The organism is Actinosynnema pretiosum (assembly GCF_002354875.1).
Taxonomy (GTDB): Bacteria; Actinomycetota; Actinomycetes; order Mycobacteriales; family Pseudonocardiaceae; genus Actinosynnema; species Actinosynnema auranticum.
Window position 1 is genome coordinate 1,067,510 of sequence record NZ_CP023445.1, and the last position, 13,566, is coordinate 1,081,075.

General features: G+C 74.3%; 12 protein-coding genes. 9 read left to right on the forward strand and 3 right to left on the reverse strand.

The annotated features are described in order from the left end of the window. The first annotated feature begins 5 nt into the window (after positions 1-5). The 8 genes from CNX65_RS04865 (at position 6) to CNX65_RS04900 (ending at position 6,151) form a co-directional block, all read left to right on the forward strand. Positions 6-368 carry an STAS domain-containing protein gene (locus tag CNX65_RS04865; RefSeq protein WP_096491692.1) on the forward strand — a complete coding sequence of 121 codons (363 nt, stop codon included), beginning with the start codon at positions 6-8 and terminating at the stop codon, positions 366-368. A 75-nt stretch (positions 369-443) separates the two neighbouring features. Then, positions 444-878, forward strand: coding sequence for an ATP-binding protein (locus CNX65_RS04870; protein ID WP_157767506.1), 435 nt, complete (start codon positions 444-446; stop codon positions 876-878). A 185-nt stretch (positions 879-1,063) separates the two neighbouring features. Next, positions 1,064-2,350, forward strand: a complete 1,287-nt coding sequence (locus CNX65_RS04875; protein ID WP_096491694.1) for an ABC transporter substrate-binding protein — start codon at positions 1,064-1,066, stop codon at positions 2,348-2,350. Between the two features lie 4 nt (positions 2,351-2,354). Beyond that, positions 2,355-3,305 carry a carbohydrate ABC transporter permease gene (locus CNX65_RS04880; RefSeq protein ID WP_177154520.1) on the forward strand — a complete coding sequence of 317 codons (951 nt, stop codon included), beginning with the start codon at positions 2,355-2,357 and terminating at the stop codon, positions 3,303-3,305. Further along, a complete protein-coding gene (locus tag CNX65_RS04885) occupies positions 3,302-4,132 on the forward strand; it encodes a carbohydrate ABC transporter permease (protein ID WP_096491695.1) in 831 nt (276 codons plus the stop codon). Before CNX65_RS04880 ends, CNX65_RS04885 begins: the two co-directional genes overlap by 4 nt. Next, a complete protein-coding gene (locus CNX65_RS04890; protein WP_232519701.1) occupies positions 4,129-4,725 on the forward strand; it encodes a hypothetical protein in 597 nt (198 codons plus the stop codon). Before CNX65_RS04885 ends, CNX65_RS04890 begins: the two co-directional genes overlap by 4 nt. Positions 4,726-4,742: 17 nt before the next feature. Next, the gene (locus CNX65_RS04895) at positions 4,743-5,063 is read left to right on the forward strand and encodes an L-rhamnose mutarotase (RefSeq protein ID WP_096491696.1); all 321 of its coding nucleotides are present in this window, start codon (positions 4,743-4,745) and stop codon (positions 5,061-5,063) included. Between the two features lie 71 nt (positions 5,064-5,134). Continuing rightward, positions 5,135-6,151, forward strand: coding sequence for a LacI family DNA-binding transcriptional regulator (locus CNX65_RS04900; RefSeq protein ID WP_096491697.1), 1,017 nt, complete (start codon positions 5,135-5,137; stop codon positions 6,149-6,151). Positions 6,152-6,178: 27 nt separating this feature from the next. On the opposite strand, the gene CNX65_RS04905 is transcribed toward CNX65_RS04900, so the two are convergent. Then, positions 6,179-8,506 carry a tetratricopeptide repeat protein gene (locus CNX65_RS04905; RefSeq protein ID WP_096491698.1) on the reverse strand — a complete coding sequence of 776 codons (2,328 nt, stop codon included), beginning with the start codon at positions 8,504-8,506 and terminating at the stop codon, positions 6,179-6,181. Positions 8,507-8,910: 404 nt separating this feature from the next. On the opposite strand from CNX65_RS04905, the gene CNX65_RS04910 reads away from it, so the two are divergent. Next, positions 8,911-11,202 carry a terpene synthase family protein gene (locus CNX65_RS04910; protein WP_096491699.1) on the forward strand — a complete coding sequence of 764 codons (2,292 nt, stop codon included), beginning with the start codon at positions 8,911-8,913 and terminating at the stop codon, positions 11,200-11,202. A 60-nt stretch (positions 11,203-11,262) separates the two neighbouring features. On the opposite strand, the gene CNX65_RS04915 is transcribed toward CNX65_RS04910, so the two are convergent. Together CNX65_RS04915 and CNX65_RS37720 are read right to left on the reverse strand one after the other, a co-directional pair. Continuing rightward, positions 11,263-11,841: an NUDIX domain-containing protein gene (locus tag CNX65_RS04915; RefSeq protein WP_096491700.1), complete on the reverse strand. Its 579-nt coding sequence runs from the start codon at positions 11,839-11,841 to the stop codon at positions 11,263-11,265. 336 nt (positions 11,842-12,177) lie between these two features. Then, on the reverse strand, positions 12,178-13,494 hold the full coding sequence (locus CNX65_RS37720) for a helix-turn-helix domain-containing protein (protein WP_177154521.1): 1,317 nt from the start codon (positions 13,492-13,494) through the stop codon (positions 12,178-12,180). Positions 13,495-13,566 lie beyond the last annotated feature (72 nt).

The window sequence follows — 13,566 nt, forward strand, 5'->3', positions numbered from 1 at the left end:
GTGTGATGACGTCTGCACGGCGGACCGAGGGGTTGAAGACGTCCACCCGCCAGCTCGACGGCGGCGTGGTGGTGTTCGAGGCGGTGGGGGAGGTGGACATCTCCACGGCGGACGACCTGCGCGAACCGCTGGTCGACCTGGCCGGGGGGATCGCGGCGGGCGGCGTGCTCGTCACCGACCTCAGCGGGATCGCGTTCTTCTCCTCGCCGGGCATCGAGGCGCTGCTGATCGCGGACAAGCGGGTGCGCGCGGCGGGTGGGCGGTTGCGGGTGGTCACCTCGCCGGTGGTGCGCAGGGCGCTGGTCGCGGTGGGGCTGCGCCAGGCGCTGGACATGCGCGACGCGCTCGACGACGCGTTGCGCGGTTGACCAGGTGTCGAACGGACCAGGACCGGTCACCCGTGAGCTGACGACCGAGGCGAACGCCCGACAGCGAGGTTGCCCGTGCTAGCCGAACCGCCCAACACACCGGGGTCCGACCCCGCGCCGGGTACCGGGGCGGTGGCCGCGCTGGACGTGGCGGTCGACTGCTCCGACCTCGCCGGGATGCGCCGAGGCGTCCGCGAGGCGCTGACCGACCTGGACAACCTGTTCGTGCAGGACGTCGAGCTGATCTGCACCGAGCTGGTGGCGAACGCGTGCGACCACGCGGGCTCCCCGCGCAGGCTCGTGCTGCTGCGCCAGGAGTTCGACGGCCTGCCCGAGGTGGTCGTCCAGTCCCACGACGGCAGCCCGGAGGCCGCGCCGCGCCTGGGCGTCTCCGCGCTCGGGCCGCACCGCGGCCACGGCATGAAGATGGTCGAGTCGCTGTGCCGCGACTGGGGCGTGCGCGTCGACGGGGCGACCAAGGTGGTGTGGGCGGCGCTGCGCGTGCCGTGACCGGGGTCCACACCGGACACCCGGTGAGCACCGCCCCGACTCCTCCCCGATCGCTTGTGAACCGATTCAACGCGGAACGCCGAACCCCGTCCCCCGGAAGTTAGATTCTCTAACGAAGAGGGTTGACGGGGTGATCTGGCTCACCTACTTTGGCTTGAACCGATTCAACCAGAGGAGTGAGGTCGATGTCACGACTGGCTCGCCGGGCGGGCGTTCCGCTCACTGCGGCGCTGCTGTTATCCGCGGCGCTCGCGGGGTGCGGCGGCGGCGCCTCGGACGACGGGTCGGTGACGCTCCGGTTCGTCTGGTGGGGCAACGAGGACCGCGCCAAGGTGACCAACCAGGCCGTCGAGGAGTTCCAGCGCCGCAACCCCGGCATCGAGGTCGAGACCGAGTACAGCGGGTACGACGCGTACTTCCAGAAGCTCTCCACCCAGGTCGCGGGCGGCGCGGGGCCCGACCTGCTCCAGCTCGACCGGGCCACCGTCGGCGAGTACGCCGGGCGTGGGGTGCTGGCCGACCTCACCGAGCACGTCGGCGGCCACATCAAGACCGACGACATCCCCGACACCCTCCTCGCGGGCGGCGAGGTCGACGGCAAGCAGCACGCCATCCCCGCGGGCCAGACCACCCAGATGCTCGTGTTCGACTCCGCCCCGTTCGCCGCCGCGGGCGCCACCGTGCCCAGCGCGCCCGGCGAGAAGTGGACCTGGGCCCAGTTCGCCGAGGCCATGAACAAGGTCGGCGCCGCCGGCTCGGTCGCGGGCACCACCGACTTCGGCTGGGCCGTCGACTGGTTCGAGGTGTGGCTGCACCAGAACGGCCGCGCGCTCTACACCGACGACGGCGAGCTCGGCTTCGACGCCGCCGAGCTCACCGAGTACTGGACGATGGTCTCCGCGCTGCGGCCCGGCAAGGGCGCCACCGCCCCCGAGGTCACCACCAAGATGGACGGCTCCGTGCAGAACTCCGGCATGGTGACCAGGCAGTCCGCCTCGGAGATCGGCTATGACTCCTCCCTCACCGGCTACTTCACCTCCTACGGGCCGACCGTGCGCACCGCCCCGCTGCCCAGCGACACCGCCGAGTCCGGCATGGCCGCGCTGCCGCCCGTGCTGTTCGGGGTCTCCCAGCGCTCCAAGCACAAGGACGCGGCGGCGAAGCTGCTCGACTTCCTGGTCAACGACCCCGACGCGGGCAAGGTGCTCGGCGCCTCGCGCGGCGTGCCGCCGAACTCCAAGGTGCGCGAGCAGGTGTGCGGCGCGGCCGTCGACGCCAACAAGCTGGTGTGCGACCACGAGAGCGCGCAGGAGGACAAGATCGGGCCCTCGTTCGGCCCGTGGCCCACCGGGTCCGCCGCGGTCAAGCGGGACTTCCAGCGCACCTACGACGACGTCATCTTCAACCGGGTCGGGATCGCCGAGGCCGCCGAGCGCGTCGTGCGCGACGCCGAGCAGGCGCTGGGCTCCTGACGCCGTGGTGGACACCGCGCTCACCCGCCCGTCCCGCGCGCAGGCCCCGCCGCCGCGCGCGCGACGGGCCCGCGCGGGGCAGGGGATCGCCTACCTGTTCCTGTCGCCGTGGATCGCCGGGGCCGCGCTGCTGACCATCGGGCCGATGGCGGCGTCGCTGTACCTGTCGTTCACCGACTACAACCTGTTCGACCCGCCGGAGTGGGTCGGCCTGGACAACTACACCACCATGTTCACCGGCGACCAGCGCTTCTGGCACGCGGCGGGCGTCACCACCCGGTACGTGCTGCTGTCGGTGCCGCTCAAGCTCGGCCTCGCGCTGGCGGTGGCGCTGCTGCTCAACCGGTCCCGGCGCGGCGCCGGGCTGTACCGGTCGGCGTTCTACGCGCCGTCGCTGCTGGGCGCGAGCGTCAGCGTCGCCCTGGTGTGGCGGGCGATGTTCTCCACCGGCGGCACGGTCGACGAGGCGCTGTCGGCGCTCGGGCTCGACCTCGGCGGGTGGGTCGACCAGCCGCGGTACGCGCTCTACGCGCTGGTCGCGCTGGCGGCCTGGCAGTTCGGCGCGCCGATGGTGATCTTCCTGGCCGGGTTGAAGCAGGTGCCGCGCGAGCTGCACGAGGCCGCCGCGATCGACGGGGCCGGGCCGCTGCGGCGGTTCACCTCCATCACCGTCCCCATGCTCACGCCGGTGATCCTGTTCAACCTGGTGCTGGAGGTCATCAACGCGTTCCAGGCGTTCACCGGCGCGTTCGTGGTCAGCAGCGGGCGCGGCGGGCCGAGCGACTCGACGCTGCTGTACCCGCTGTACCTGTACCAGCGCGGGTTCACCGACTTCCGGATGGGCTACGCGTCCGCGATGGCGTGGGTGCTGCTGGCCGTGGTCGCCGTGATCACCGCGCTGGTGTTCCGCAGCGCCCGCCGCTGGGTGTTCTACGCCGGGGAGGAGGGCCGGTGACGGCGCGGAAGGTGCTGTGGCACGGGATCGTGATCGCCGCGCTGGTGCTGCTGCTGTACCCCGTGGTGTGGCTGGTGGGCACCTCGTTCAAGCCCGCCGAGGAGGTGCTGTCGACGCTGTCGCCGCTCGGCGACGACCCGACCACCGACAACTACGCGCAGGTCTTCGACGGGGTCGGCGAGTTCGGGGTGTGGCACTACTTCGGCAACTCGCTGCTGGTCTCGCTCGGCGCCGTCGCCGGCAACGTGGTGTCGTGCGCGCTCGCGGCCTACGCGTTCGGGCGGCTGCACTTCCGGGGCCGGGGGCCGATGTTCGGGTTCATGATGATCACGATCATGCTGCCGCACCACGTGGTGCTCATCCCGCAGTACGTGATCTTCCAGCAGCTCGAAATGGTCAACACGTTCTGGCCGCTGGTGCTGCCCAAGTTCCTGGCCACGGACGCGTTCTTCGTGTTCCTGATGGTGCAGTTCATCCGCACCCTGCCGCGCGAGCTGGACGAGGCCGCCACGCTCGACGGCTGCGGTCCCGCCGGGGTGTTCCGGCACGTGGTGCTGCCGCTGCTGCGACCGGCGCTCATCACCACGGCGATCTTCTCGTTCATCTGGTCCTGGAACGACTTCTTCAGCCAGCTGATCTACCTCAACGACGCGGAGCGGTTCACGCTCCCGCTGGCGCTCCAGCTGTTCGTCGACCAGGCCACGCAGTCGGCGTTCGGGCCGATGTTCGCCATGTCGGTGCTCGCGCTGCTGCCCATCGGGCTGTTCTTCCTGGCGTTCCAGCGGTTCCTGGTCGAGGGCGTGGCGACCTCGGGGGTGAAGGGGTGACGCGCCGCGCGGAGTCGGTGTCGTCACGGGCGGCGTCGTCACGGGTGGCGCCGTCGCGGGTGGCTCGGTCGGCCCGGTTGGCGCTGCTGGCCGAGGTGCTGCTGGTGGGCGTGCTGGTCTGCCTGGCCGCGCTGCCCGTGGTGACCGCGCTGGCCTCGGCGGGCGCGGGCGCGCGGGCGCTGCGCTCCCTGGTGGCCGACGGCCGCACGCCCACCGCGCGCGCGTTCGCCGCCGACCTGGTGGCGGGCCTGCGCGACCCGCTCGCACTGGCCCTGCCGCCGCTGCTGCTGGTGGTCGGGGCGCTGGACGTGCTGGCGCTGCTGGGCGGGCTGCCCGGCGGCGCGGTGCTGGGGCCCGCCATCGGCCTCGCGCTGGTCGCGGTCGTCGTGGTGCTGCTGCGCTGCGCCGCGCGGTGGGAGCCGGGCGCGCGCTGGTCCGCGCTGCTCGCGTCCCCGCCCGCGGGGGTGGTGGGCGCCGTCGCGGTCGCGTGCGCGCTCGTGGTGGTCGTGCTGGTGGTGCTGCAAGCGCCCGGTTTCGCCGTCGTGGCTCCGGGTCTGCTCGTGTTCGCGTCGGTCGCGGTGGCCGGCCGGTGACCGCTGGAGGTTCGAAGGTGCGCCGGATCTGCTTCCTGCTGCGGGTGCGCCCCGACCGCCTCGCCGAGTACCGCGAGCGGCACCGCGACGTGTGGCCGGACATGCGGCGGGCGCTGCGCGAGACCGGGTGGGGCAACTACACCCTGTTCCTCGCGGACGACGGCCTCCTGGTCGGCTACCTGGAGACCCCCGACTGGGACGCCGCGCAGGCCGGGATGCGCGACCGCGAGGTCAACGCCCGCTGGCAGGCCGAGATGGCCGAGTACTTCACCGCGCTCGACGGCCGCGACCCCGACGAGGCGATGGCCCCGCTCACCGAGGTCTTCCACCTGGACTGAGGGCGTGCGAGCGCCGGTCGCCTGAGGGCGGGCGGCTAGGATGCGCTCACGCGCAGGCAGGGAGGACACCGTTGGGGGCAGCGGTCAGCATCCGCGACGTCGCCGCGCGCGCCCGCGTGTCCGTCGGCACGGTCTCCAACGTGCTCAACCGCCCCGAGCTGGTGGCCGCCGCCACCAGGGAGCGCGTCCTGGGCGCCATCACCGAGCTGGGCTTCGTCCGCAACGACGCCGCCAGGCAGCTGCGCTCCGGCACCCCGCGCGCGCTCGGCCTGATGGTCCTGGACGTGGCCAACCCGTTCTTCACCGACGTGGCCAGCGGCGTCGAGGACACCGCCAGCGAGGCCGGGCACGCCGTCATCCTGTGCAACAGCGCCGAGTCCGCCCAGCGCGAGGCCAGGCACGTCGAGCTGCTGGCCGAGCAGCGCGTGCACGGCGTCCTGATCACGCCGGTCGACGCCGACCTCACCGCCGTGCGCCGGTTGCGCGCCCGAGGGCTGTCCGTGGTGCTGCTCGACCACCCCACCGACGACCCCGAGCTGTGCTCGGTGGCCGTGGACGACCGCGCGGGCGGCAACCTGGCCGTCACGCACCTGCTGGCCGAGGGGCACGAGCGGGTGGCCATGGTCAACGGGCCCGCGCGCCTGCACCAGACCGGCCAGCGGCTGCGCGGGGCCCGCGACGCCGTGGCGCGCGCGGGGAAGCCGGTGGACGCGCTGGAGGAGATCCCGGTGACCGCGCTGAACGTCGCCTCGGGGCAGCGCGCGGCCGAGCAGATCCTGACCCGCGCCCGGCGGCCGGACGCGGTGTTCTGCGCCAACGACCTGCTCGCGCTCGGGCTGCTCCAGGTGTTCCTGCGCGCCGGGCTGCGCGTCCCCGAGGACATCGCGGTGGTCGGCTACGACGACATCGACTTCGCCGCCGCCGCGGCCGTGCCGCTCACCTCGGTCCGGCAGCCGCGCACGCTCATCGGGCGCAAAGCGGCCGAGCTGGTGATCGCCGAGAGCACCGGGCCGCGCGACCACGAGCACGAGCACGTGCTGTTCGCGCCGGAGCTGGTGGTCAGGGAGTCCAGCAGGCGCGTCCGCTGACGGCGGCCGGGGTCGCCGGAGCGCCGGTCACGTCCCGCGGCCCGCGCAGCGCAGGATGCCCTGCTCGGCGCGCGCGATCTCGTCGGCCCGCCCGACGCCCTCGGCCAGCACCAGCGCGTCCCGGTGGTGCCCCAGCGCGCACGGCACGTCCCCCAGGGCGTGGTGCAGCTCCCCGAGCGCGTTGAGCACCTCGGTCTGCAGGCTCCGGTCGTTGTGCTCCACCGCCAGCGCCAGCGCCTGCTCCAGGTGCTCGCGGGCCCGCGCCTGCTGCCCCAGCCGCACGTGCAACCGCCCCAGGTCGTTGTGCGTGAACCCGCGCAGGTTGTGGTCGTCCGCGCTCCCCGCCACGGCCAGCGCCTCCCGGTAGTGCTCCAGCGCGTGCGGGTAGTCGGCCATGCGCTGGTAGAGGCTGCCCAGGTTGTGGTGCACGGTGCCACGCGCGAAGCGGTCGTCGGTCTCCTCCGCGTAGCGCAGCACCCGCTCGTAGTGCGCCAGCGCCTCGGCGTGCCGACCGGTGCGCTCGTGGATGATGCCGATGTTGTTCAGCGCCGCGTGCTCCAGCCTGCGGTCGCCCAGCTGCCCGGCCAGCGCCGCCGCGTCCTCGTTGTGGGCGAGCGCGCGGTCGTAGTCGCCCAGCCAGCGGTGCACCGCGCCCAGGTGCCGCAGCGCGTTCGACCTGGCCTCCCCGGTGTGCGCGCGGTCGAGCGCGTGGCCGTGCACCGCCAGCGCGTCGGCGAAGTGCGCGCCCACCACGAAGTAGCGGTGCAGCGACGTGGACAGCCTGCCGGTCTGCTCGGGCGTGCCGCGCGCGGCCAGCGCCACCAGGTTGTGCCGCTCGGCGTCCAGCCAGGCCAGCGCCTCCGCGTAGCCGAACCCCGGCGGCGCGCCGCCGCCCGCCGGCCGGTGCAGCCGCTCGTACGGGGCCACCACGTCCATCGCCGACGCCACCCGCCCGAGCAGGTGCTCGACCAGCCGCTCCACCGCCGCGTCCACCGCCGCGGGCCCGTCGTCCGCCGCCGCGAGGTCCGCCGCGTACGCGCGCACCAGGTCGTGCGTGTGGAACCGCCCGTCCGGCGACCGCCGCGCCAGGTGCACCCGCCCCAGCACGGCCAGCGCCCGCCCCGCGCCGACGGGGTCGCCGCCGGTGAGCGCCGCGACGGCCGCCGCGTCCAGGTCCGGGCAGTGGCACGCGCCCAGCAGCCGCAGCGCGCGCGCCGCGTCGGCGGGCAGGTCCCGGTAGGACCAGGAGAACGTGGAGCGCAGCCCGGTGTCGTCCAGCTCCAGCGCGTCCAGCGGGCTCGACGCCGAGCGGCCCAGCTCCTGCGCCAGCTCGCGCAGCGGCAGGTCCGGCTCGGTCGACGCGCGCGCCGCCACCAAGCCCAGCGCCAGCGGCAGCCCCGCGCAGGTGCGGACCACCGCGTCCACCGCCTCCGGCTCGGCCGCCACGCGCTCCGCGCCCAGGTGGCGGCCCAGCAGGTCGCGGGACGCGGCGGGCCCGAGCACGTCGACGCGCAGCGACCGCGCGCCGTGCGTGGTCACCAGTCCGGGGAGCTTGTGCCTGCTGGTCACCAGCACGGTCGCCGACGCGCCGCCGGGCACCAGCGGCTCCACCTGCGCCAGGTCGCGGGCGTTGTCCAGCACCACCAGCACGCGCAGGTCCGCCACCAGGCTGCGGTACAGCCCGACCTGGGCGGCGGGGTCGGTGGGGAACGACGGGGCGCGCACGCCCAGCGCGTCGAGGAACCCGCGCAGCGCGACCTCCGGTGAGACCGGCGTGCCGCCGGGGTCGAACCCGCGCAGGTCCACGTACAGCTGCCCGTCCGGGAAGCGGTCGAGGTTGTGGTGCGCCCAGTGCAGCGCCAGCCACGTCTTGCCCGCGCCGCCCGCGCCGCCCAGCGCCACGACCGGCGGCGAGCCCGGACCGGCCACCGCCGCGTCCAGCTCGGCCAGCTCGCGGGAGCGCCCGGTGAACAACCGGCCGGGCGCGGCGGGCAGCTGCCGGGGCACCGGGCGGTCGACGGGCGGCGGCCGGTGCTGCCTGCGGGCCTCGTGGACGCTCTCCGCCACCCGGAACCACGCCTCGCCCCACAGCGACTGCTCGGCGGGCGTCGCGCCCAGCGCGATCACCACCCGGTCCAGCACGTCGGCGGGCGCGAGGGTGCTGCCGGTGACGTAGGTGTGCATGGTCGACTTCGGCACGCCCACCTGCGCGGCCAGCTCGGCCAGGCTGACCTTGGCCTTGCCGCTGCCCCGCGCGGCCCTGCCCCGCAGCAGCTCCAGCTCGCGCGAGAGGTCGGAGAGGGTGCGCACCAGGGCGGGGGAGACCCCGCCCGACCGACGCGGTGCGCCCGTCATGCCACCTCCAGCGCGAAGCGTCCGGACAGGTCCAGGATTGTCCAGCACGCACCGTGACGGTGGCAACGCGGTGCGTCCCCCTATCGGGGTGGACGTCGCTCGCGCGTCCGGGTGGCGCCACCGCCGCGCCGAGCGGTCGCCGCACCCCGCCCCCGGCATCGCGCCTGGTCGGCGGCGCCCGGCGCGCTCGGGCCCGCGCCACGTCCACCGCCGCGCCGCGCCCGCGACCCGCCGCCGCGCCCCGCTCCCGGCCCGAGCTGATCCGGTGGGGGGAAACCTGTTCCCCAACGAGTGGAACCCGCCGCGCCGGCTTGGCCGCGCGCCTCCCCGGCTGATTGCGTTCCGGGCTGATCGCGGTCCACGAGACGGGGACCGACGGCCACCCGAGGGAAGGTTCCAGACCCATGCCGCAGCCGTTCCAGTTGCCGGAGTTCTACATGCCCCACCCGGCGCGGCTGAACCCCAACCTGGAGCAGGCCCGCGCGCACAGCAAGGCGTGGGCGCGGTCCATGGACATGATCGACGTCCCGCAGCACGGCACGGTCATCTGGGACGAGTCCGACCTCGACTCGCACGACTACGCGCTGCTCTGCTCCTACACCCACCCCGACGCCACCGCCGCGGACCTGGACCTGGTCACCGACTGGTACGTGTGGGTCTTCTACTTCGACGACCACTTCCTGGAGCTGTACAAGCGCAACCCCGACATGGCCGGGGCCAAGGCCTACCTGGACCGCCTCCCGCTGTTCATGCCCGTCGACGGCCCCATCACCGAGGAGCCGACCAACCCGGTCGAGAAGGGCCTGGCCGACCTGTGGGCGCGCACCACGCCCGTCCACACCGCCGACTGGCGCCGCAGGTTCGCCGACAACACCAAGCACCTGCTCGACGAGTCGCTGTGGGAGCTGGCGAACATCTCCGAGGGCAGGCTGTCGAACCCGATCGAGTACGTCGAGATGCGCCGCAAGGTCGGCGGCGCGCCCTGGTCGGCGAACCTGGTCGAGCACGTCACCGGCATGGAGGTGCCCGCCTCGATCGCGCTCTCCCGGCCGCTGGGCGTGCTCCGCGACACCTTCTCCGACGCCGTCCACCTGCGCAACGACCTGTTCTCCTACGAGCGCGAGGTGCAGGACGAGGGCGAGCTGAGCAACGGCGTGCTCGTGCTGGAGCGGTTCCTGGACGTCGACACCCAGTCCGCCGCCGAGGCCGTCAACGACCTGCTCACCTCGCGGCTGCACCAGTTCGAGCACACCGCGCTGGTGGAGGTGCCGCCGCTGCTGGACGAGCACGGCGTCGACCCGCTGGGCAGGCTCGCGGTGCTGGCGTACGTGAAGGGCCTGCAGGACTGGCAGTCCGGCGGCCACGAGTGGCACACGCGCTCCAGCCGGTACATGAACCAGGGCGCGGTCGCCTCCGGCCACCCGCTGCTCGGCGGGCCGACCGGGCTCGGCACGTCCGAGCTGCGCTCGATCCTGACGACCCTGCCGCAGCGGGCGCGCTCCTTCACCCACCGGCCGTTCGCCGAGGTGCCGCCGCGCGGCAGGCCGAACACGCATCTGCCGTACCAGGTGAAGCTGAGCCCGCACTGGAAGTCCGCGCTGGAGCACAACGTCGGGTGGGTCGGCCGGATGGGCGTCTACGACGACTCGCCCGCCGTGTGGACCGAGCGGAAGGTGCGCGACTACGACTTCGCGCTGTGCTCGGCCGGGCTCGACCCGGACGCCACCGCCGAGGCGCTGAACCTGTCCGCGGACTGGCTGGCGTTCGGCACCTACGGCGACGACTACTACCCGTACGTCTTCGGGCGCACGCCCGGCATGGCCGCGCCCAAGGCCCTCACCGAGCGGCTCAAGCAGCTCATGGCCGTGGAGGGCCCGGCGCCGATCGCCCCGGCCGTGCCGCTGGAGCACATGCTGGCCGACCTGTGGGCGCGCACCACCGCGCCGATGGGCGTCGACGCCAGGAGGACCATGCGCACCGCCGTCTCCCGGATGCTCGACGCCTGGCTGTGGGAGCTGCAGAACCAGCAGCTCAACCGCATCCCCGACCCGGTCGACTACGTCGAGATGCGCCGGGACACCTTCGGGTCCGACCTGACCAAGAGCCTGGCCCGCTTCGCGCACGGCGACCGGGTGCCGCCGGAGGTCTACCGGACGCGGACCCTGCAGAACCTGGAGAACTCGGCCGCCGACTACGGGTGGATGGTCAACGACCTGTACTCGCACCGCAAGGAGGTGCAGTACGAGGGCGAGGTGCACAACCTCGTGGTGGTGGTGCAGAACTTCCTGGACTGCGACCTGGACCGGGCGTTCGAGGTCGTGGAGCGGTTGCAGGAGGCCAGGGTCCGGCAGTTCCGGCACGTGCTGGAGGTGGAGATGCCGCAGATGTTCGAGGACCTCGGGTTGGACGACGTGGCCCGGCGCGCGCTGCTCGACTACGGGGACGAGCTGAAGGACTGGATGGCCGGGATCGTGAACTGGCACGAGAACTGCGTGCGCTACCACGACGAGGACCTCGTGCGGCACTTCGGCACGGCGGGCGGCCCGGTGGGTGGTGCGGTGAGTGGCAGCGCGGCGGGCGGCGGTGCGGTGAGCGGTCCGGTGGGCGGTGGTCCGGGGCTCGGCGCGCTGCCCGCGCTGGGCGGCCCGACGGGCCTGGGCACGTCGGCCGCGCGGGTGCTGGCCAAGGCCCGCTAGGACGTCGCGCGGGCCCCGCGCACCGCCTCCCCCCGAGGCGGTGCGCGGGGCCCTCGCGTCTCAGCCGTCCGTGCCCCCCGTGCCTTCCGCGCCGAGCCGGGCCGCCGCCAGCAGCAGCCCCGTCACGCTCCCCGCGTGCCGGATCTCCCCGGCCAGCACCATCCCCAGCGCCCGGTCGAACGGCATCCAGCTCAGCTCCAGGTCGGCCTCGCCGCCCTCCAGGCTCGTGGCCCCGGTGGACAGCCCGGTCGCCAGGAACAGGTGGTCGACGTGGTTGGTGAAGCTGTCGGCCCCGTTCACCCGCCCCAGCTCCACCCAGTCGGTCGCACTTATCCCGGTCTCCTCCACCAGCTCGCGCTCCGCCGCCGCGCGCGGGCCGGTGTCCCGCCGCTCGATCGCCCCGGACGGCAGCCGCCACTGCCTGCTGCCGTGCGTGTAGATCCACTGCCGGGTCACCGCGACGAGCCGCTCCCGGTCCAGCGCGACCACGCTCACCGCCCCCGGCGAGCGCACGTGGTGGTAGGTGTCGGGGACTCCGTCCGGCCGGACCACCTCGTCCTGGCGGACCTCGAACCACGGGGTGACGCGCACGGTGCTCGTGCCGAGCGTGCGCCACTCGGGAAGTCGTCCGGGCTCCATGCCGCCATCCAACACGGCCGCCCGCCCCCCGCCTCCGCACCGCGCGGGCGCCAGGCCCGAACACCCGAATGCCCGGCCCCGCGGTCGCTGCGCGCGACCGCGGGGCCGGAACCGCCTCGAAGGGGTCAACGGATCAGAGGGGCAGCAGGGTGGACAGCAGGACGATGATCAGGTGCGGTTCCATGTCGGGCTCCTCGCGGGTCGTTCCGTGATTCCTGGTCGTCCACCGGTGGTGAACCCAGAATCCGGCACCCGACGGGGCCCTGACCAGGGGTTTCCTGTCCCCTGCGGAGAGGGCAACGGGAAACCCGCCGTGAGCTGCGCGGAGCGCGGGGGTCAGTCGACGACGCCGTCCTGCAGGGCGGCGGTGATCTCCACGTGCAGGTCGCGCGAGGGCCGGTGGGAGTGCCTGCGCTGGACCATCCACGCCAGGTTGCGCAGCTGGCTGCGGACGGTCTCCGAGCCAAGGGCCCGCGCCGTGTCCAGGGACTCCAGCGCCACCTCGTGCATCCGGTCCAGCTCGCCCGCCGCCTCGTGGGCCAGCGCCAGGCGGACCCCGTACAGGGCGCGGGCGCGGCGGGCCTCGGGCGAGGTGCCCGCCAGCCCGCGCTCCAGCAGGCGGGCCGCCTCGGCCGGGCGGCCCAGGTCGTAGAGGCACCAGCCGGTCACGACCGCGTCCAGGTCGGCGACCGTGGACGAGCCGACCACCGGGCCGCCGCGCGCGGGGGCGACGACCAGGCCGCTCGCGGCCTCGTCCGCCCGCCCTGCCGCCGGAGGGACGAGCACGGTGGCCCGCGCCAGGGTCTCCTCGGGGAGCGCGGGCTCCGGGGCCTCCGCCTCGGCCAGCAGCGCCGCCGCGCGCTCCAGCGCCGCCCGGCACCGCGCCTCCTCGCCCAGCTGCGCGTAGCCCTGCGCCAGCCGGTGCTCGGCCAGCCCGCGCACCCGCGCCGTCGCGTGCGGGTCGGCCAGCGCCCGCTCGGCCAGCGCGATGGTCTGCTGCGCCGCGCCCGCGTACATGGCCAGCTCGGCCCGCCGGACCAGCGCGTACGCCGCCAGCCCCGGATCACCCGCCAGCTCGGCCAGCGCCGCCGACTCCAGGGTCAGTGCCACCGCCTCCTCCCGCCGACCGGCCTCCTGCGCCATCCAGCCCGCGTACTCGACGAACCGCGCCGTCATCAGCGCCACCTGCCGCTTCGCGCCCGCCTCCCCGGCCGCGGCGAGCATGTCCCGCAGCGACACCAGCGACCCGTGCAGCATCGGCTGCACCAGCCGGGGCGACATGCGCTTGCCCAGGTCGCGGATGGTGTCGAACTGGAGCCGCAGCCCCCGCGCCACCGCCGGGTCCTCGGTCGCCGCCTCCAGCTCGCTGCGCCTCGCCCTCGGCAGCGGCGGGGTCTCGTGGCGCGGGGCGGGCACGGCCTGGCGCGGGTGGCCGACCGGCGCGGCCGGGGCGAGCCTGCTCAGCTCGCCACCGGCGGACAGCACCGCGTCGGCCTGCCTGGCGAGCTGCGGGGTCGGCGCCTTCGCCCCGGTCTCGATCTTGCTCAGGTGGCCCTTGCTGTAGTTCAGCTCCTTCGCCAGGTCCTGCAGGGACAACCCGGCCGCGTTCCGGCGCCTGCGCAACTCGATGCCGAACGCCTCGTGCTGCGTCATGGGGACCTGCCTCCTCGCCGGGCCGCCGGGCCGGTGCGCCGTTTCCTGTTGCCCACTGTGGCGGAGAACGGC

Coding starts and splice junctions, on each gene's coding strand:
- CNX65_RS04865 (WP_096491692.1), top strand. CDS start 6: ATGACGTCTGCACGGCGGACCGAGGGGTTGAAGACGTCCACCCGCCAG.
- CNX65_RS04875 (WP_096491694.1), top strand. CDS start 1,064: ATGTCACGACTGGCTCGCCGGGCGGGCGTTCCGCTCACTGCGGCGCTG.
- CNX65_RS37720 (WP_177154521.1), bottom strand. CDS start 13,494: ATGACGCAGCACGAGGCGTTCGGCATCGAGTTGCGCAGGCGCCGGAAC.
- CNX65_RS04915 (WP_096491700.1), bottom strand. CDS start 11,841: ATGGAGCCCGGACGACTTCCCGAGTGGCGCACGCTCGGCACGAGCACC.
- CNX65_RS04905 (WP_096491698.1), bottom strand. CDS start 8,506: ATGACGGGCGCACCGCGTCGGTCGGGCGGGGTCTCCCCCGCCCTGGTG.
- CNX65_RS04910 (WP_096491699.1), top strand. CDS start 8,911: ATGCCGCAGCCGTTCCAGTTGCCGGAGTTCTACATGCCCCACCCGGCG.